This is a genomic window from Bacillus sp. RC242 (genome assembly GCF_044908245.1).
Classification (GTDB): Bacteria; Bacillota; Bacilli; order Bacillales; family Bacillaceae_G; genus Bacillus_A; species Bacillus_A mycoides.
Map to the genome: position 1 here is coordinate 52,059 of NZ_JBIYCZ010000003.1, position 20,841 is coordinate 72,899.

The window sequence follows — 20,841 nt, forward strand, 5'->3', positions numbered from 1 at the left end:
GAACAAATAGATGAAAGATGTAAAGTTTTTTCTAGTGAGTTTGATATTTGTATATATATGTACTTTCTTCCCGTTGCAAGGGCAAGCAGAAGAAATAATTGTACAAGAGCAAAATGTAAGTGAAGTGAATGAGCAAGAAGAGCAAAATATAGAAAATCGGGAACAGCCGAAACGAACGGAAATGCCCCTAGTTGAAGATGAAAAAAAAGCAGTAGAGAATGAGGAAGAGAAAGAACAACGAGAAGAAAGAAAGATAGAAACAGACCGAGGAATTATTACAGTTAATAAGCAGGAATTAAAGGTTGGCGAAGAATTGCGAATTGCTGTAGCGCCAAATGAAAAAAATATTCAAAGTGTAAAAGGTATACTGCAATTACAAAAAAATGGTGTGCAGTACAGGCAGGAAAGAGTCATATCTTTCGAGTATGAAGAAGGAACGAAACGATGGATCGCCAATTACAAAGTCGGAATATATGATTTGCAAGGTGATTGGAACCTTCAGCTCGTTGAAAGTTATAAAGAAGATGAGAAGGAAGAAGTAATAGAGAATGAATTAAATGTACCGCTCATTCGAATAAATAACGAAACACCGACTATAGATAAAGAATTGCCGAAGTTAGAGAAGGTTACTATTGATGATGCGAAAGAGAACTTCATTGAACGGAAAAAGGGAGAATCCGTTCATATACGAGTAAAGACGGTAGATATAGAATCTGCTGTTAAAGAAGTGCGAGTTATATTAAAGGGAAAAGAAGAAGGTAACGATATTACTTTTTTATTAGACTATAATAAACACGACATGGATTGGCAGAAAATAATTGAAATAACAGAAGCGCTGCCTATTGGCCCGCACCAACTTATTGTGAAAGTAACAGATGTGGCAGGTAACAAACTTGTGACAGAGAGTGAATATATCATTTTTATTATCGAACAAAAAGTGGAAGATAATGAAAAGATAGAAGAACATGAGAATCAAAATAAACTAGAAGATAAGAAAGAAGATAAGAAAGAAGCTGAGAAGCAGGAAGATTCGAAAATAGCGACTCCGCTTCCGGAAGAAAAGCTTCCAGTTGTTCAAATCCCAAAACAAGAAGAGAAAGTAAACTATTTTATAAAAGAGCCGTTGAAAGAGAAAGAGGAAAACAATTACGTTATAAAAGAGCCAGGGGCAGACAATAGGGAAGTAAATAATGTGAAGGCTCATAAAGAGAAAAGAGGTAAAAATGACGATCAAGTCGTTTCTAAAAAGAAAGAAAAAATAGAAGAACAGCAAGAGAAAAAAGAAGAAGAAAGTGAACAGGGAGTACAAGCCTCTAATGTGTTTGCTATTATGTCAGGATTATTTGTACTGTTTTTAGTTTTAAAGAGTAATAAAGAGTGGGGCTAATAATTTGATAGTAGTGGAGGCGCTTAAATGGAAATTAAACGTACTACAATTGAAAATAAGACGCTACACCCATTAAAACAGCCTGCTGCTATTTCAGAACATGAAATTCAGAAAGAACGAAAACGGAGTAACCTTGTGTTTACGGGGCAGTCCCAAATCATTTCGAAAAATAATGAAATAGGGATTCTACTTGCGAGTTTAGGTGATGGAAAGATTGTAAAAGAAATGCTTTCTAAGGAAATGGATACCGTGTTGCAGTTGTTTTCAAAGCTACATATGTTGTCTGAGGAAGGGAAGCAATCGGACAAAATATATGAACAAATTGTTAGAAGTTTGCAGGGGCTTATTAAACAAGCGCATATAAAGGGAGTTCCGTTATTAGATGGAACGTATGATTTCGCTGAAGTGCAGCTTGCGTTTGGAAGAAAAGTACATATTCCGTTACTTGATGTAAGTGCGCTCATTTCTAGAGTGGAACAAGATCCATCAGAAGGAAATACGAACTTAATGATAACAGTTATTACAGCTTACATGACAAAATTGTCTAACGAAACAATTTTAATTAGCGGTACGGATCGTATTTCTAAAGAACGTGATGCAAGTGTGTGGAAAGCACTTGCAGAAATGAATATGACGCAATTATCGCATGCGTTGAAACATACGATTCAAGAGCACAAATGGTCTGTTACCGCTCTATTTCTCTTTATATGGGTTATAGGTATCATATTGATTCGTATTATATAATAAAAAAAGGTCGTCATTTCAATTATGACGACCTTTTTTTATATTTTTTCGTAGAAGAATGTATCAAAACGCTGAAGGTTGTAGCGTTCGGGTGTTAAAATTTGTTCTGTGCTACCAACGAATAGTACGCCACCTTTTCGTAAAGAACGACTAAACTTTTCATAGAGCTTTATTCTTGCTTCTTCTGTAAAGTAAATCATTACATTTCGACAAATGATTAAATCGTAGTTCGTATCAAATGTCTGCATTAATAAATCGTGTTGTTTGAATGTAACTTGTTGTTTAATATTTTGATGCAATATATATGTATCATCTTCTTTTGTGAAATGACGTTGTTTTAAATCATTAGGTAATTCTTTCAAAGAGCGTTCCGTATATTGACCACGTTTCGCAGTTTCTAAAACATGAAAATCAAGATCCGTTGCTTGAATGTCATAACGAAACGGAGCTAGATGCTTCGATAATATTAAAGAAAGTGTATATGGTTCTTCACCGGCAGCGCAAGCAGCACTCCAAATTTTTAATTTACCGTTATTTTGTTCAAGTAGCTTTGGTAGAGCTTTTGTCTCTAATGTTTGCCAGCGTTCTTTATTTCTGAAAAACTCTGAAACGTTAATCGTAATGTAGTCAATAAAACTTAAAAATAATGTTTGATCAGTGCGTAAATTGTTTAAAAAGCTTGTATAATTGTCAAAACCTTTTCTTGAAATGAACGCATCGATTCTTCTGTGCATTCTATCTTGCTTATAGGAAGCGATATCCATATTAAATAGCTGTTTAAAACTCGTAATAAAATGATTATAATCTTGTTCAGTTTTCATATTTACAATAGGCACAATAACGATATTGTGCCTCCCCCTTTACATCATACGAATTTTTTGTTCAAAGCTTTTTTTCATCTGCTTTTCATGTAAGCCAGGTAAATCATAAATAACGGCGTCAATTCCTGCTTCTTTTGCAATGTCAACAGGAATGACAGACGTATGTTTATCCCTATTATAAAAACAGAGAACTAAATCAGTATCTTCGACAATTTGTTTTACAAAAAACATATAATCTGATCGATAAATGGAGTCGGAAGGATGATCAAAAGCAATATATTCAGCTCCGTGTTTTTTTAAATAATCAACGACTTCTTGAAATTCGTCTGTTAATACATGTAACGGTTGTAGCGTGTAAAAGCATAAATTTTGAGCGAGTCTTTCATTTTCAATGAAAAAACGAAGAACTTCATTTTCAATAGATTTATAACATAATATGTAAATTTTATGTTTGTGAGCATAGTCAATTAAAAATTTTTTTATTTCTTCTTGATCTAATGCTGTTAATTGATTTGAACCACAAAGAAAAATATTCATAGATTCGTGCCACCTCATGCTAAATTGTAACATATCTTCTATAAAAAATAACTGCAAAATATGAGTGTTCAGAGTATAATTATAAATAACTGGATTTTACGATTAAGTTTTGAAAGAAATAAAAAAATAAATAGGTGATATATATGCTACGTTCTATCGCGCATAATCCAATTTTATCGCATATACCGCCTGCTACTCAAATGCCGAAAGAAGCAAATGTCAGGACAGGACTTGCATTTTCGGATAATTTGCATGCAGATCCGAAAAAAGATAAATTGTTAGAACAAATGGAAGCGCTAGTTGATAATATTGGGGAAATTAAAGAGAAAATTGAATTAGAGTTAACGCTCGATAATGTTATGGAATACAAAAATACTGTGAAATCATTTTTGAATTTTTACGTTGATAACTTACTGCAATATAAAGATGTTATGTCTCGTCATCCACGTTATGGATATTCGCAGAAAATGACAATTGTAAAACAAGCTGAAGTGGGATTAAATGAAATGGAAGATGTTATGAATTTAATTAATACGAAAACAGGGCATTTAGAAATGTTAAATCAAATTGGAGAAATTCATGGTTTAATTGTAAATTTAGTCTTGTAAAAGGGAAGGAAGCTATATGTACATACAATTATATGAAAAGCTTGTTATCATTCAAAAAGCATATGAAAATATTCAAACGCTTGGAGAACAAATATATGAGAATTTAAAACATAAAAATGTAAATGCAGTTCAAAAGCTGCAAGTGGAACAATTGCAGTACATAGAAGGTGTAAAAGGATTATCTCGCTCTTTTGAGGAGATGGTTGTTCAGTTTTGTGAAGAAAAGAAAGTCGAACAATTGCGTATGCGTTCGCTATTTTCGTATTTTTCACCGGAAGAAATTGAAAAAATGGAAGAATTACAAAAAAGTTTAAATGGATTAGAAGAAAATGTAAAAATGATTCTTTTGAAAAATCAATATTACTTAAACGTACTATTAAAAACTACAGAGAGCATTGTGGATTCCGTTTCTGAATACAATTTGGAGAAAAACAATAATTCGCAAATCTTTATGAATGAACTATTGTAAAGGAGAAGTGAAGCATTATGAGGTTATCCGATTATAATACACCGCTATCTGGTATGCTAGCGGCCCAAATGGGATTACAAACGACGAAACAAAACTTATCTAATATTCATACACCTGGCTATGTGCGTCAAGCCGTGAATTTAGGTTCTGTAGGAGCAAGTAACGGTCATACGCCAGGACAGAGAATTGGTTCGGGTGTACAAACATTAGGTGTTGACCGAATTACTGATGAAGTGAAAACGAAGCAATTTAATGATCAGTTGTCACAGTTCTCTTACTACGCATATATGAATTCTACTTTATCACGAGTAGAGTCTATGGTAGGAACTACAGGAAAGAATTCATTATCTAGTTTAATGGATGGTTTTTTTAATGCTTTTCGTGAAGTTGCGAAAAATCCAGAACAATCAAACTACTACGATACATTAGTTGCTGAAACTGGAAAGTTCACAAGTCAAATAAATCGTCTTGCGAAAAACCTAGATACAGCGGAAGTACAGACGAAAGAAGATATTGAAGCGCATGTCAATGAATTTAATCGTCTTGGTGCTAGTTTAGCAGAGGCGAATAAAAAAATTGGACAAGCGGGGACACAAGTACCTAATCAACTATTAGACGAACGTGATCGCATTATTACAGAGATGTCTAAGTATGCCAATATAGAAGTGTCTTATGAATCTATGAATCCTAATATTACGAGTGTTAGAATGAATGGTGTTTTAACAGTAAATGGACAAGACACATATCCACTTCAATTAAATAAGGGGAGCGAACCGATGACTGTTGCGATTTATGGATCGGATATTCCTTTAACAGATGGAGCCATTCAATCAGCAATAGATACGAAAGGGAAGATTGCTAGTTATAAGAAAAATATTGAAGACTTAATGAGTTCTGTGAAAAATCAAGTGAATACAGTGATGGGAAAAGATTTCTTCGTTGGAGATCATGCGAAAGATATTCAGTTAAATCCTGAATTCGCAAAAGATGTTTCAAAAATGAAAATTTCTGCTGAAACAGCAAATAAACTGGCAGGAATTACAGATGGAGATTATAAAGAAGGTCTTTCTTATAAACAAGCGTTAGACCAATTCATCGTTGGTGTAGCTTCTGATAAAAGTGCAGTGAATGCTTATCAAAATATTCATAAAGACTTAATGGTATTATTTCAAATAGATATAGAAAAAAATGGCGGTATGCGAGTATATGAAAAATCAGGAATTACATGGTTGAAGTCTGAACTAGAACTACTATATGAAGTATATCAATTTTGTCAGCGTCAAGGCTTAAATATCGCAAATATTTCAAAATATGTTAGTAAAAATGAACTGAATTTATTTCCAAAAACGGAAAGTCAATTACAGAACACGTATTATAAATTAAAAAAACAAGAAATTCCGTTTGAAAATATTGAAAAACAAAAGCCGGGTCGAAAACGCAAATATACACCAGTCAAGGGTATAGTTGTTGAGGCGAAACAAGAAAGAAAACAGGAAGTAAAAGAAGATTTCCGAAGTGAAGAGGACGAAAAAAATCTCGTAACAGTTATATCAGGTATCGTTGAAAATTTTGAAACAATTAGTCAATCCCGTGAAAAGAAAGAGCATGAATTACATCAGTTTATGGAGGGGATCTATAAGCTTTCTAGCATGGCTGCAGAGCGTTCGAAAGAAGAAAAGAATGCTCGAGGTCTTGAAGGTGAAGTACATTCATTACGAACTGAAAATGATAGGTTAAAGCGAGAGAAGGAAGACCTTGTACATGATATTAAAGAAATGACGCATCATTTAATTCATTTCATTACGAGCTCTGATATCGATCAAATTCGTACGTTACCTTTCTTCGTAAAAGAGTGCAAACAAGATTTACATAAGTTAGGATTATATAACGCTCAAGACGGAAAAATGAAAATTATGGTTGATAGTAGCGGTCAAGTTATGACCGTACCACAATAAAAATGGGTACAAAACAAAAGGGAAATACATATACACTATGTATTTCCCTTTTGTTTTGTATGGAATCATTTCGGGCAGAGGAAAAGTTATAATTAATTTTAGTAAATCAAAAATTTGTACAAAAGGAAGGAACTAGGTCTTACTTTGTAGTATTGTGATCCGAAAAATACTGGGAATATGGGTATTGTCACTGTGAATGGGCTTAATACATAATGATTTTAAAGATAAACCGACCCTTCCTCAATATTTAACTGATTTAATTGAGGTGAATAAGCTGTATAATCGTACAGTTGTTATTACATTTCATCAACAAACTTTTAATACGGAGAATTGAAGAGTAAAGTAGGATTCCAAAGCATAGCCAAAAAGGTGGCTGTTATAGGTTATTTGCCTACCAAAATAATCAATATTTGTTTAAAATATAAGGTTATTATTTTATTATACCGAGTAATTATTCATATTATATAATAATTACTTACTACATAATTAACATGGTTATCTTACAAAAATGTAAGGTTTTTTTAATTGACACTCGTACATATAAGTAACTATACTGGTTACACGATGTTGGTTAATATATTTAATAGTCTCTATCTATAAGTGTATGTCTCAGGATTCTTTTCGGAATAATAGTTCGATTTTTATTTATTATCTTTAATATAGTGATAATGCGTATTTAATCTATTCTTTATTCTAGGTCGTATTATTTAAAGATTAACTATAAATGATATATTTACCAAGTTGTAATAATTTTTTAGAGGTGTTACATTTTGAAATACAAATTAATTGCTACAGGAATTCTTGCTGGAAGTCTACTATCCTATTCATCTAGTACATTTGCAAATACTCATAAATTCCCAGATGTTCCTGCATGGGCTGACAAATCCGTTAATTATTTAGTTGATAAAAAAGTATTGAGTGGTTATCCAGATGGAACTTTTGGTTCAAGCGATACATTAGATAGGGCTTCTGCGGCAACAATTATGACAAAGGCCCTTGGTATACATATTGACTTAAATGCAAAACCATCTTTTACAGATTCACAAAACCACTGGGGAACGCCATACATTGCCGCAGCTGAAAAAGCAGGAATAATTAAAGGTGAAGGAAATGGAATATTTAATCCTTCTGGAAAAGTTACTCGTGCTGCTATGGCTACCATGCTAGTGAATGCATATAAATTACAAAATATAAGCACTAGCAATGGACAAAGTAAATTTGAAGATTTAAAAGGGCATTGGGGTGAAAAATTCGCCAATATTTTAATTGATTTAAAAATTTCAGTTGGTACAGATAACGGCTGGCAACCAAATAAATTCATAACACGTGCAGAAGCCGCACAACTTACTGCCAAAACAGATAACCTTCAATCCAGTCCGAAAAATCCTTTAGAAAATAAAACAATCATTATTGATCCTGGACATGGTGGCGAAGATCCTGGAAAAGCCACAAAGGGATTGCCTGAAAGTAAAATTGTATTAGACACTTCCTTACGCCTACAACAATTGCTTGAAAAACATACACCATTTACAGTTTTATTAACTCGTGAATCTGATACTAGACCTGGACATGATCAAAAAAGCTCTTTACAGGAACGTGTTAAATTTGCTAAGCAAAATCAGGGGGATATCTTTATAAGTATTCATGCAAATGCTTATAATGGTAATGCAAAAGGAACAGAAACATACTATTATAAATCTTCTGAATCCGAAAAAACAAATCCTCATGTGGAAGAAAGTCATGTGTTAGCGGAAAAAATCCAAGCACGTTTAGTAGAGGCCCTTCAAACACGTGATAGAGGCGTTAAACATGGAGATCTTCATGTTATAAGAGAAAACGGCATGCCAGCTGTGTTAACGGAACTGGCTTTTATAGATAATGGTATCGATTACAGTAAACTATCTACGGCAAACGGTAGACAGATTGCAGCAGAAGCCATTTATGAAGGGATTTTAGATTATTATGAATGGAAAGGAAATAATGTATCTGAATATAGGTTGAAATAAGTAAAAGGGAATTTAGTAATTCTAGGAATAAGTAATTTATAAATTGCTAAAGTATAATTTTGTTATTTGTAATGTGTTTTAGTTTTATAGTGTATACTGGCGCCGACTTATTAAGGATTATAAATAAGTCGGTGTTTAAGTTAGCGTACTTAATGAATACTATAGAAGTTATGAAGAAAAAAAGATAAATAGATAGGGGCATACACCTACATTCATTATTTTTACGTGAAATTTTAATTTAAAAATAGTTAAGTTATATGATTCAGATGGGCAGTATACAATGAGTTCAAAGAAAACATTCTTTGAACTCATTAGCTATTAAATAAACTTGTTACATAAATAGTTCGTATAACAATAATTGATAGTGTTAAGGACATAGCTGTTCATATTTTTTTGTAATTCCTGTTATGGAATTGTTAAATATTTATAGGTTTAATGTAAGGCTGCTTTATTTTGAAAGAAATCTTTTGAAATGGCCATAATATGAATAATAATTAGAAACAAATTTTTGAAAAAATGATGAAAGACTTAAGAAGGTGAATATATTGCTTAAACATTCACATTTGCAATTTATCTTATTAACAATAGCTCTAATATTCTATATAAGCTTTTGTTTTATATTTTTATTTGTTTTTCCGAATCATTATTTTGTATCAGATTTTAATATCCGACTATCATCCTTAGTTGTTGAAACTACTGTATTTATCTCATTACTTTATTCTATATTATCCGGAAAAATTAAGTTAGGAGTATTCTGGGTTTGCATTACTATTGCAATAGGGTGTTTCTTGATTGGGAATTTTATATCCGCTTTTCAAGTACTTAATGTAGAATTGCCGATACAAAATTTTAATATCTCTGATGTGTTTTTGTTGTTTTTCTTATTCTTCTTTCTCTTTGCATTCTTTTATAAAATCATTATGGAATGTAACAAGTGGGAAAAAGCGTATTTAATTTGTGATTTATGTATTGTTGTTACTGCCATTTTTACATTAGAGTGGTACCTGTTTAATAAACCTTCTGCAAATATCTTATTCTTATCAATTGGAGATGTTTTTCTCTCATTTATTTTTCCGATTATAGATTTATTACTTCTTTTATTAGGAGTTAGTCTAATCTTTCGACCAGCTATTTTTAATGCGAAAAGTAAATTATTTATTTTTATTCTCGTATTAACTGGATTGGCTATTACGGACTACTTGTATTTTTACTTACAAGATGATTTGTCAGATCGTTCACTTATATTATTAAGGTGTTTGTATAGAGTTTTCCTATTATTTATCGCTATTGCTGCTTCGATCTCAAAGAATGCATCTTCTAGAAGGAATTATTTCATTATCGATGCCACATTTGGGAAGAAACTTCTTGTTATATTTCCTTATCTTGCAGTTGCGGTATTAATTGGCTTTACTTTAAAAGAGCAAACTTCCTCGGCTACACTTATTACTGGGAATTGTATTGCATTTGTATTTGTGCTGATTCGTCATACTATCGTACGAATGCAAAACAGAGATTTAACCGAAATGTTAAAAGTGTTTAATAATCAATTAGAACAAAAAGTATCTCAAAGAACAGAAGATTTAATAAACAAATCCAATGACTTGGTCAAAAATCAAGAGAGATTTAAGTCATTATATGAGTATCATCCAGATCCTATTTTAACGATTAATTCAAATGGTACTGTGTTAAATATAAACCAGGCTGGAAGTATGTTATTAGGAAAAAACAGTGATGAATTAATAGGTAAAGAGTGCTTCTCGATTTTTTTAGACGAAGATAGATCTGAATTGGAAGCAGCTCTACAGGAAGGGAAACGATGCAGTTCGGCTTCGTTACAATTACGTGTGAAAAATAATAATGAGAAGGACATTCATTTTTGGTACGTCACCATTGTTCCTATTATAATAGAAGGACAAACTTTTGGGAGTTATGTAATGGTAAAAGACATTACGAGAATGAAGAAACAACAAGATGAGATAAACTATCTAGCATTCCATGATACAGTGACGGAGATTGGAAATCGAATATTCTTCCAAAAAGAATTAGAAAAATCCATTGAGCGTGCACGAAAAACGCAGGGTGAATTTGGACTCTTGTATATAGATTTAAATCGTTTTAAAACCATTAACGATACACTGGGACATTCAATTGGTGACAGTGTTTTAAAAGAAGTTGCTAAACGTTTTAGGACATGTCTGTCACCGGCTATTCCTCTAGCGAGAATAGGGGGAGATGAGTTTGCGATCATAGTCCATAACCACACAGAGCAACAGCTATTGGATTTGTGTGAAACTCTATTTCGTATAACTGAAGAAGCATTTGTAGTTAATCAACATAGTTTTTATTTATCTCTTAGTATAGGAATAGCGGTGTATCCGTTTGGAGGAATAAATACTACTACACTTTTACAACATGCTGATATTGCTATGTATAGTGCAAAGGAAAAAGGTAATAATGCTGTTTGCATGTATGACGAGACATTATCAAAAAAAATAACAAGACGATTACGATTAGAACAGGATTTACCGAAGGCATTAGAAAATAATGAGTTGTTTTTATTATATCAACCACAAGTTGACAGTAAGACTGGTATGGTTATTGGTGCAGAGGCTTTAATTCGTTGGCAACATCCAAAACTGGGACTTATTTCTCCTTTTGAATTTATACCTATCGCGGAAGAAACGTCGGAAATTATTCCAATTGGGAAATGGACGTTACAGGAAGCGTGTCGACAACTGAAAAAGTGGCATTCTGCAGGCTATGCAAATCTAAAAATGGGGATAAATTTATCAGCTATAGAGTTTGAACAGAAAGATTTTGTTCAAGCAATCATATCTACCATAGAAGAAGTAGGGGTACCTGCTAGTTCGATTGATTTAGAATTAACAGAGAGAATAGCAATGGTAGATGAAAAAGAAACCTTATCGAAGTTAAAAGCATTAAAATCATATGGTGTACATTTATCAATTGACGATTTTGGTACAGGGTATTCTTCATTAGCATATCTCCCTTTGTATCCAATTGATACCTTGAAAATTCCAAGAGAATTTGTTAATAGGATCGGAAATTCTACTGATGGAAATGAAATTATTCATACCATTATTTCACTAGCGCATACTTTAAACATGAAAGTGATCGCAGAAGGGGTGGAAACGAAGGAACAATTAACAGTGTTACAACGTAATGCATGTTATCTAATTCAGGGCTATTACTACAGTAAACCTGTAAGTGAAGATGAATTCATCAAGTTTTTAAGCACAATGTCGCGTCACCTTTTCTAAGGGAACCACAATCTAGATTTGTTTTTTGTTGAAATTATAACAAATAGAGGACAGCAAAGTAACTGTCAAAATGTTTTAGCATTTAATTTGGCTTAATAGGAAATTCTAATGAGCATAGACCTTATCTGATTTTAGTTTTAGAAAGGAGAGAAGCGGATGGATTCAATATGGCTAGAGTATGCTTGGGCATTGTTAATTTTAATCGGATTAGAAGGATTATTATCGGCTGACAATGCCCTTGTACTAGCAGTTATAGCCAAGCATTTACCCGAAGAAGAGAAAAAAAGAGCTATAAATTACGGAATTATTATGGCCTTTGTTTTTCGATTCGCAGCCCTTTTTGCTATATCATTTATTGCAAATGTTTGGCAAATACAGGCGATAGGAGCAGCTTATCTTCTTTACTTAGGATTAAAGCATGTCATTCAGGCGCAATTCGGAAAAAATAATCAAAATATTCACAAGGAAGATGAAAAGGAAGCAGCAGGAAAAAGCTACTGGTTCACAGTAGGAAAGATTGCATTAGCTGACCTTGCCTTTGCGATTGATTCAATATTAGCGGCAGTCGCTCTTGCCCTCGGTCTTCCGGATTCACCGCTAGAAGATTTCGGTGGTATGGATGGAGGACAGTTCATAGTTGTACTTCTCGGAGGGATAGCTGGACTTATTTTAATTAAATTTGCGGCAACTTGGTTTGTACAATTACTGGAGAAACGCCCAGCACTAGAAACAACAGCATATGCAATTGTTGCCTGGGTCGGCGTCAAACTTGCTGTAATTACACTTGCCCATGAGGATATAGGTATTTTAGATCATGATTTTCCACACAGTACAACTTGGACTTTAATCTTCTACGGAGTATTAGTTGCCATCGCACTAATTGGTTGGTTTGCACCGGGAAGTAAGTCATCTCAGAATAATCCTGAAAGGTAGTAAAAAGGTCAGGGCATTATGTGCTGTGACCTTTTTATCATTTTGATATTGTGTATTTTTGGATTTAACGCTATAATTATAGTGTTAAAGATGGAATCGTGATATGACCTGTTATGAATCTATCATTTTATTTATGAATAAATGGACTGGTATTTTAGCAAGATGTGCTAATAAACTACTCCACCATGATGATAACGTGCCAAAAATGTGGTGCGTATATTTTCGTGGTGGAGTTTTTTTATTCTCAAAAAGGGGGAGTCACCATGAACGACAGCATGGTTCATATTACAATTGACGGCAAAGAGTATAATGCTGAGCCTAGTTCAACTATACTGAGCATTATTAATGAGAACGAAATTGAACATCCACAAATTTGTTGCGTGCCAGAAGTGGATCCTATTCAAACGTGTGATACTTGTATTGTAGAAGTGAATGGAAAGCTAGTGCGATCATGTTCTACAGTAGTGACGGACGGTATGAATATTGAGTTGTCCTCTACTAGTGCGAAGGCAGCACAACATGAGGCGATGGACCGTTTACTAGAAAATCATTTACTTTACTGTACGGTTTGTGACAACAATAACGGGAATTGTAAACTGCATAATACGGCAGAATTAATGGAAATTGAGCATCAAAAATATCCTTATGAACCAAAAGTTGATACAGGCGAAGTCGATATGTCCCATCCATTTTACCGCTATGACCCGAATCAATGTATCGCATGCGGTCAATGTGTAGAGGTGTGTCAAAACTTACAAGTAAATGAAACGTTATCTATTGATTGGGAGGCAGAGCGTCCTCGTGTTATTTGGGATGAAGGAGTAGATATTAACGATTCTTCATGTGTAAGCTGCGGTCAATGTGTAACAATTTGTCCTTGTAATGCTTTAATGGAGAAATCGATGCTTGGTGAAGCTGGATTTATGACAGGGTTAAAACCTGATATTCTTGAGCCTATGGTCGATCTTATTAAAGAGGTTGAACCTGGATATAGTGGTATTTTTGCTGTGTCAGAAGTAGAAGCTGCAATGCGCGACACTCGTACGAAAAAGACGAAAACAGTATGTACGTTTTGTGGTGTAGGCTGTTCATTTGAAGTATGGACGAAGGGCCGTGAAATTCTTAAAGTACAACCAACTTCTGAGGCACCTGTTAATGCGATTTCGACTTGTGTAAAAGGAAAATTCGGTTGGGATTTCGTTAATTCTGAAAAACGACTTACGAAACCTTTAATTCGAAAAGATGGAGTGTTCGTTGAATCAAGTTGGGAAGAAGCGCTTCATGTAGTAGCGAATAAATTAGGCTCTATTAAAGAAGAGTACGGTAAAGGTTCTATCGGCTTTATTTCTTCTTCTAAAATTACGAATGAAGACAACTATGTTATTCAAAAATTAGCACGACAAGTGTTTGAAACGAACAATATTGATAACTGCTCACGTTATTGTCAATCACCAGCGACGGATGGATTGTTCCGTACAATTGGTATGGGCGGAGATGCAGGGACGATTAAAGATATCGCGCAATCGGGTCTTGTTATTATCGTCGGTTGTAATCCAACAGAAGGTCACCCGGTATTAGCGACTCGTGTGAAACGTGCGCATAAACTTCACGGTCAAAAACTAATTGTTGCAGATCTTCGTAAAACTGAAATGGCAGAGCGTTCGGATATCTTTATTAGTCCAAAGCAAGGAACGGACCAAGTATGGTTAATGGCTGTTACGAAATATATGATTGATCAAGGTTGGCACGATCAGCAGTTCATCGACGAGAATGTAAACTTCTTTGATGATTTCAAAGATAGTCTCGCGGAATATACGCTTGAATATGCAGAAGAGATTACAGGCATTTCAAAAGAAACGCTCGTTAAAATGGCAGAAATGATTCGTGATGCAGACGGTACGTGTATTCTTTGGGGAATGGGCGTAACGCAAAATACTGGTGGTTCAGATACTTCCGCTGCAATTTCAAACTTACTTCTTGCAACAGGAAACTATCGCCGTCCAGGTGCTGGTGCATATCCGCTTCGAGGTCATAATAACGTACAAGGTGCTTGTGATATGGGAACACTTCCAGGTTGGCTTCCAGGATATCAGCACGTTACTGACGATGTAGAACGTGCGAAATTTGAAATAGCTTACGGAGTAAAAATTGATAACAAACCAGGTCTTAATAACATTGAAATGCTTCACGCAATTGATGAAGGAAAAATGAAAGCTATGTATCTTGTTGGAGAAGATATGGCTCTTGTAGACTCTAACGCAAATCACGTACATGAAGTGTTATCAAGCCTTGAATTCTTTGTCGTTCAAGATGTGTTCCTTTCTAAAACAGCTCAATACGCTGATGTAGTATTACCAGCAGCGCCATCTCTTGAGAAAGAAGGTACTTTTACAAATACAGAGCGTCGTGTACAAAGATTATATCAAGTGCTTCCAACGCTAGGAGATGCGAAACCAGACTGGTGGATCGTGCAGGCAATTGCTAATAAGTTAGGCGCAAACTGGAGCTATAATCACCCAAGTGAAATCTTTGCGGAAATGGCAAGCTTATCACCACTATTTGCACACGCAAACTATGAAGTGCTTGAAGGGTGGAACAGTTTCCACTGGGGAAGTTTTGATGGTACGAATACGCCGCTTCTATTCAAAGATGGATTTAACTTCCCGGACAAAAAGGCTCGTTTTGCGATAGCTGATTGGGTACGTCCTGCTGAATTCCCAGCAGAATACGATCTTCACATTAATAACGGCCGTATGCTTGAACATTTCCATGAAGGGAACATGACAAATAAATCAACTGGTATTCAATCGAAAGTACCAGGTGTTTTCGTCGAAGTTTCTCCAGAACTTGCAAGGGAACGTGGAGTGAAAACTGGTTCGTTAGTACGCCTTGTTTCTCCATTCGGAGCACTAAAATTACGTGCACTTGTAACGGATCGTGTAAAAGCGAATGAACTGTATTTACCGATGAACTCGACGGATAAAGAATCGGCAATTAATTTCTTAACAGGTCCTGCCGTTGACTTACGTACAAACACGCCGGCATATAAGCAAACGAAAGTACGTATGGAAGTGTTAGAAGTTGATGGCGAAAATCCGATGCCAAAAACGAACCCACGTAATAAAAAGCGTCATCCTCAAAACGGAATTGAGGTAAATCGTAAGTGGGCTCGTCCAGGATACGTACATTTAACGGATAACTAAGGGGGAGAAAAGAATATGGCAGCACCTATTCAAGCGATCCAGAAGCAGGAGCTAACTGAGGAAGAACTTAAACAACAAAAACTCGAAGCTTTAAAAGAACTGCTAGCTGATAATGAAGATGCTTTAAATCAAATGTTTAATATAGTAGGTGAATTAAATGACATTGGGATGCTGGAAGCAGCAAATTCTATGCTGAAAGCGAAAGAACCAATCGCAAAAATCGTTCTAGGCCAAGTCACTCGTGAACCAGTTACAAATTTAATTAATAATATGATGGGCGCTGCAGGAGCTTTAACAGAACTTGATCCGGAACTTACGAAAAAGCTTATAGGTAGCGTATTGACAGGTATGGATGAAGGAAACCAGCATTTGCAAAGCAATAAAAAAGTAGGAATATTAGACCTTATGAAAGTACTGAAGGATCCAGATATTAATCGTGCTATTGGATTTGGTCTTCATTTCTTAAAAGGTATGGGTAAAGGGTTAAAAGAAGAATAGATAAGCAACAATAATAGTATTTCATATGTTGTTTGCGTACTTGAGATAATTGTAAAAGGTGATCCATTTCGTCTCATTATTAAATAGTTTAGGCGAAATGATCATTTTGTTAAAATAGTTGTGATGGAATAACTAGGAAGGAATGAGAGTATGTCAAAAATGGTACATGAATTTAATGATATGATCCGAAAGCTTCGAAAAGAGTTGTTCGGGAAAGGGCCGGAAAGAATTCATACTGTATTTACCGAGAACATGGCGATTGCAACACTTTATGGGAATTTAACACCTACTGAGAAATTTATTTCGGGAACTACGGATGGGGCGGAAATGGTTCATATGGCTCGAACGAAAATGATTCAAGAAGTGTATGTGGCTAATCCTCATGAACATTTAGAAGAACTTGTTGGTGCGAAGTTAGTTCATCTGTTTTCTGATATGAAAGTAGATGAGGATATTGCAGTTTCCGTGTTTGTTTTTGATAAAAATATAACGTGAGAGAAGGATGCTCATCGTGAAATCGATTCAGGTGGAACGGAAAATTTTTAAATATGAGCAAGGGGAATTTAAACATATAGAGGACAGCATTGTAACAGAGTTTCCTGTTACGGTTAAAATTAACGGCCAGGAATTTGTTACAATGGTTAGTACTCCAGAGTATATTGAAGATATGGTAATTGGCTTTTTAGCCTCTGAAGGCATTATCCGAAAGTATGAAGATATTGATGAAATATGGATGCAAGAAAAAGAAGGCTATGTACATGTAAAAACGACGAAAATCAATCCTTATTATCGTGACATACAAAACAAACGTTATATTACTTCGTGCTGTGGAATGAGTAGGCAAGGGTTTGTTTTTGCGAACGATGCGCTGACTGCGAAAGAAATGAATGATATTCGCGTAAAGATCTCTCCCGAGGATTGTTTTCGGTTAATGAATGATATGCAGCAATCTGCGTCTACGTTTCAACATACAGGCGGCGTTCATAATGCAGCTTTATGTAATGTGAGTGGAATTGTTTTAAGCCGCATGGATATAGGAAGACATAACGCTTTAGACAAAATTTACGGCTATTGTTTAAAAAATAACATTTCGATTGGTGATAAAATTATTGTTTTTAGTGGACGTATCTCTTCTGAAATTCTATTAAAAGTTGCGAAAATTGGCTGTGAAGTAATATTGTCAAAATCAGCTCCAACTGAGTTAGCATTAGAACTAGCGGAGCAGTTAGGGATTACTACAATAGGCTTCATTCGTAATAAATCTTTAAATGTATATACGCATCCAGAGCGGATTATAAATATAAAATAAGTAGAAACGAGGCAATAATCATGAAATCTGTTACATTAGACAAATTAGATCGTCCTTTAAAGGATTTACGTATTTCTGTTACTGATCGCTGTAATTTTCGCTGTCGATATTGTATGCCAGAAGAAATATTTGGTCGTGATTATTCTTTTTTGTCTAATGATAAAATTTTATCTTTTGATGAAATTGAAAGGATTACACGTATTTTCGTTTCTTTAGGTGTAAGAAAGTTACGTATTACAGGAGGAGAGCCTTTACTTCGAAAAGACTTACCTGAACTCATACAGCGGTTAAACGAAATTGATGGAGTAGAGGATATTGGTTTAACGACAAATGGATCATTACTTAAAAAGTTTGCTCCAGATTTATATAAGGCGGGTTTATCTCGTGTAACAGTTAGTTTAGACTCGTTAAATGAAGAACGATTCTCTTATTTAAATGGGAATAGAAGTAAAGTAAAAACGGTTCTTGCGGGAATACAGGCTGCAGCGGAAGCCGGAATGAAAATTAAAATGAACATGGTTGTCCAAAAAGGGAAAAATGAAGAAGACATCGTTCAGATGGCAGAGTACTTTAAAGAGAATAAGCATATCCTTCGGTTCATTGAATATATGGATGTCGGAAATTTTAACGGCTGGGAATTAGGTGAAGTAGTTTCTAAGCAGGAAATAGTAGAGATGATTCATAAAGTGATGCCGCTTGAACATATTGAAGCGAACTATCCTGGTGAAGTTGCAACACGTTATCGTTATGTTGGTAGCGAAGAAGAAATAGGAATTATTTCATCTGTAACGGATTCGTTCTGCTCATCATGTACAAGAGCGCGTATTTCTGCAGAAGGAAAATTGTATACATGTTTGTTTGCTTCTAAAGGAAACGATCTTAAAGAATTACTTCGCTTTGGATATACGGATGAGGAGATTACTAATGTTATTCGTGACATTTGGAATAATCGTTCAGACCGTTATTCAGACGAACGGTTAAGCAATACGAATAAAAAAGCAATGCCGAAAATTGAAATGTCGCATATCGGTGGCTGAGAAGTTACTAAGAATGTAGATTCTCTTTGTTAACGTAAATAGTGGGAAATGTGCAAGTTTTGTACACTTTCTATGAGTATAGTAAAAATGATGATTGATATTTCTGTAAGAGATATGCAGAGAGATTAAGCAGCATTCAAAAATCCTTACGATGTTAAGGGTTTTTGGTGCTGCTTTTTTTAGATGAGAAAAATGGAGGAATTGGTTATGGTATTTCATAAACCGGAACAAATTGCTGCGCTTGTGATTGAATCCGGTGTTCAAAAGGTGGGGCAACCGCTATCAGCGATGCTTATTCTTGGTTTTTTAGGAGGAGCATTCATTTCATTAGGATTTTTACTTAATATTCGTGTTCTAGGTAATGTACCGGAGCAGTGGGGAAGTTTAGTCAATTTTATAGGAGGAGCGGTTTTTCCTATTGGACTTATGCTCGTTGTTTTAGCAGGAGGAGAATTAATTACGGGAAACATGATGTCGATGGCCATGGCACTGTATGCACGGAAAATTTCATTGAAACATGTGTTAAACAATTGGGCGTGGATCACTTTAACTAACTTCGCAGGTGCACTTTTCGTAGCGTATTGTTTTGGTCACCTTGGCGGGTTAACTGAAGGTGCCTATTTAAATAAAACGATAGCGATAGCTCAAGATAAATTACATGAATCTTTCGGAAGAACTTTAATTTTGGCAATTGGTTGTAACTGGCTCGTTTGCCTTGCAATTTGGTTAGCGTATGGAACGAACGATTTAATCGGAAAGATTGTTGGAATTTGGATTCCGATTATGGCATTTGTCGTAATTGGGTTTCAGCAAGTAGTAGCAAATATGTTTGTCATTTCAGCAGTTATTTTTGCGGGTCACCTTACGTGGATGGATCTTGCGAAAAACTTTGTGCCAGTCTTTATCGGAAATGTAATTGGCGGAGCTGGATTTGTTGGATTCGCTTATTTTTCTTGTTATCAGAAACAAAGTGCTACCGAAGAAGATGTATTGAAAAAATAACAGTATTTGAAAGGAAGGCACCTCATGATAGAGCGGTATTCACGACAACAGTTGTTTACTCCTATTGGAAAAGAAGGGCAAGAGAAAATTAGAAATAAGCATGTATTAATAACAGGGGCAGGTGCATTAGGAAGTGCAAGTGCAGAAAGCTTTGTACGTGCAGGTATCGGGAAATTAACGATTATTGATCGCGATTACGTAGAATGGAGTAATTTACAGCGGCAACAACTTTACGCTGAACAAGATGCGATAGAAAAGTTGCCAAAAGCAATCGCAGCGCAGAATCGTCTCAAACAAATTAATTCAGACGTGCAAATTCAGGCGCTAGTAATGGATGCAAGAGTAGATAATATGGAAGCTTTATTAGGTGGTGTCGATGTCATTATTGATGCCACAGATAATTTCGATATTCGGTTTGTAATCAATGATATATCACAAAAACATAATATCCCTTGGATTTACGGTTCTTGTGTCGGAAGTTATGGCATGAGCTATACAATTATTCCGAAGAAAACACCGTGCTTACATTGTGTACTGAAAAGTGTTCCTGTCACAGGGGCGACGTGTGACACAGTTGGAATTATTAGTCCAGCTGTTCAAATCGTTGCAGCGTACCAAGTGGCAGAAGCATTCAAAATTTTAGTAGAAGACTATGAAGCAGTTCGGAAAACTTTTTTAATGTTTGATATATGGAGTAATCAATATCATTCTATCAAACTAGGAAAAATCAAAACGGAAGACTGTCCTTCGTGCGGAACAAATAGAACTTATCCTTATTTATCATACGAAAATCAAACGAAGACAGCTGTGTTATGTGGAAGAAATACAGTTCAAATTAGACCAGCGCATAATAGACATTACAACTTTGATGAGTTAGAAAAAGTATTAAAGAATCACGGGAAAGTTGATCGGAATCCGTATTTGCTCTCTTGCCAATTAGAAGAGTATCGCATCGTCATTTTTCATGATGGTCGTGTATTTATTCATGGCACGAATGAAATTCAAAAAGCAAAACAACTATACTATCGGTTATTAGGCTAATAGAAAGGGA

Annotated in this window: 18 protein-coding genes and 1 pseudogene; 17 read left to right on the forward strand and 2 right to left on the reverse strand. The window is 34.9% G+C overall.

The features are described 5' to 3' along the window. Positions 1–10 precede the first annotated feature (10 nt). Both ABH957_RS07175 and ABH957_RS07180 read left to right on the forward strand, forming a co-directional pair. Complete coding sequence (locus ABH957_RS07175; RefSeq protein ID WP_404510843.1) at positions 11–1,387, forward strand: transglycosylase; 1,377 nt, start codon at positions 11–13, stop codon at positions 1,385–1,387. Positions 1,388–1,414: 27 nt separating this feature from the next. After that, positions 1,415–2,131, forward strand: a complete 717-nt coding sequence (locus ABH957_RS07180) for a hypothetical protein (protein ID WP_113708659.1) — start codon at positions 1,415–1,417, stop codon at positions 2,129–2,131. A 38-nt stretch (positions 2,132–2,169) separates the two neighbouring features. Here the strand turns inward: ABH957_RS07180 and ABH957_RS07185 are convergent, their stop codons facing one another. Next, positions 2,170–2,952 carry a CheR family methyltransferase gene (locus ABH957_RS07185; RefSeq protein ID WP_256491126.1) on the reverse strand — a complete coding sequence of 261 codons (783 nt, stop codon included), beginning with the start codon at positions 2,950–2,952 and terminating at the stop codon, positions 2,170–2,172. Positions 2,953–2,991: 39 nt separating this feature from the next. Next, positions 2,992–3,489: a flagellar motor switch protein FliG gene (locus tag ABH957_RS07190; protein WP_098636181.1), complete on the reverse strand. Its 498-nt coding sequence runs from the start codon at positions 3,487–3,489 to the stop codon at positions 2,992–2,994. 143 nt (positions 3,490–3,632) lie between these two features. Between ABH957_RS07190 and ABH957_RS07195 the strand changes: the two genes are divergently transcribed. The 15 genes and pseudogenes from ABH957_RS07195 to ABH957_RS07265 all read left to right on the forward strand — a co-directional run bounded on the left by ABH957_RS07195 (position 3,633) and on the right by ABH957_RS07265 (position 20,831). Beyond that, positions 3,633–4,097: a YaaR family protein gene (locus ABH957_RS07195; protein WP_404456034.1), complete on the forward strand. Its 465-nt coding sequence runs from the start codon at positions 3,633–3,635 to the stop codon at positions 4,095–4,097. Between the two features lie 16 nt (positions 4,098–4,113). Continuing rightward, positions 4,114–4,566 carry a hypothetical protein gene (locus ABH957_RS07200; protein ID WP_404456037.1) on the forward strand — a complete coding sequence of 151 codons (453 nt, stop codon included), beginning with the start codon at positions 4,114–4,116 and terminating at the stop codon, positions 4,564–4,566. Positions 4,567–4,634: 68 nt separating this feature from the next. Then, the gene (gene flgK / locus ABH957_RS07205; protein WP_404511020.1) at positions 4,635–6,521 is read left to right on the forward strand and encodes a flagellar hook-associated protein FlgK; all 1,887 of its coding nucleotides are present in this window, start codon (positions 4,635–4,637) and stop codon (positions 6,519–6,521) included. Between the two features lie 92 nt (positions 6,522–6,613). Further along, positions 6,614–6,843 (forward strand): annotated as a pseudogene (locus ABH957_RS07210) (Ger(x)C family spore germination protein); the annotation flags it as partial. Positions 6,844–7,291: 448 nt separating this feature from the next. Next, a complete protein-coding gene (locus ABH957_RS07215; protein ID WP_404456072.1) occupies positions 7,292–8,527 on the forward strand; it encodes an N-acetylmuramoyl-L-alanine amidase in 1,236 nt (411 codons plus the stop codon). A gap of 545 nt (positions 8,528–9,072) precedes the next feature. Continuing rightward, a complete protein-coding gene (locus ABH957_RS07220; protein WP_404510845.1) occupies positions 9,073–11,808 on the forward strand; it encodes a sensor domain-containing protein in 2,736 nt (911 codons plus the stop codon). 156 nt (positions 11,809–11,964) lie between these two features. Next, complete coding sequence (locus ABH957_RS07225; protein WP_002135404.1) at positions 11,965–12,741, forward strand: TerC family protein; 777 nt, start codon at positions 11,965–11,967, stop codon at positions 12,739–12,741. 103 nt (positions 12,742–12,844) lie between these two features. Next, positions 12,845–13,036 (forward strand): hypothetical protein, encoded by a 192-nt coding sequence (locus tag ABH957_RS07230; protein WP_002094666.1) that lies wholly within the window; start codon positions 12,845–12,847, stop codon positions 13,034–13,036. Continuing rightward, positions 13,005–15,944, forward strand: coding sequence for a formate dehydrogenase subunit alpha (gene fdhF, locus ABH957_RS07235; protein WP_404510847.1), 2,940 nt, complete (start codon positions 13,005–13,007; stop codon positions 15,942–15,944). The genes ABH957_RS07230 and fdhF overlap by 32 nt, the downstream gene beginning before the upstream one ends. A gap of 15 nt (positions 15,945–15,959) precedes the next feature. Further along, a complete protein-coding gene (locus ABH957_RS07240) occupies positions 15,960–16,442 on the forward strand; it encodes a helical membrane plugin domain-containing protein (RefSeq protein WP_098168652.1) in 483 nt (160 codons plus the stop codon). Positions 16,443–16,592: 150 nt separating this feature from the next. Continuing rightward, positions 16,593–16,937, forward strand: coding sequence for a Na-translocating system protein MpsC family protein (locus ABH957_RS07245; RefSeq protein ID WP_002012015.1), 345 nt, complete (start codon positions 16,593–16,595; stop codon positions 16,935–16,937). A gap of 16 nt (positions 16,938–16,953) precedes the next feature. Then, positions 16,954–17,751, forward strand: coding sequence for a formate dehydrogenase accessory sulfurtransferase FdhD (gene fdhD / locus ABH957_RS07250; protein ID WP_404510849.1), 798 nt, complete (start codon positions 16,954–16,956; stop codon positions 17,749–17,751). Positions 17,752–17,771: 20 nt separating this feature from the next. Further along, a complete protein-coding gene (gene moaA, locus ABH957_RS07255) occupies positions 17,772–18,788 on the forward strand; it encodes a GTP 3',8-cyclase MoaA (protein ID WP_016119949.1) in 1,017 nt (338 codons plus the stop codon). Between the two features lie 207 nt (positions 18,789–18,995). After that, positions 18,996–19,790, forward strand: a complete 795-nt coding sequence (locus ABH957_RS07260; RefSeq protein ID WP_404510851.1) for a formate channel — start codon at positions 18,996–18,998, stop codon at positions 19,788–19,790. Between the two features lie 24 nt (positions 19,791–19,814). Next, positions 19,815–20,831: a molybdopterin-synthase adenylyltransferase MoeB gene (locus ABH957_RS07265; protein WP_404510853.1), complete on the forward strand. Its 1,017-nt coding sequence runs from the start codon at positions 19,815–19,817 to the stop codon at positions 20,829–20,831. The last annotated feature ends 10 nt before the right edge of the window (positions 20,832–20,841 follow it).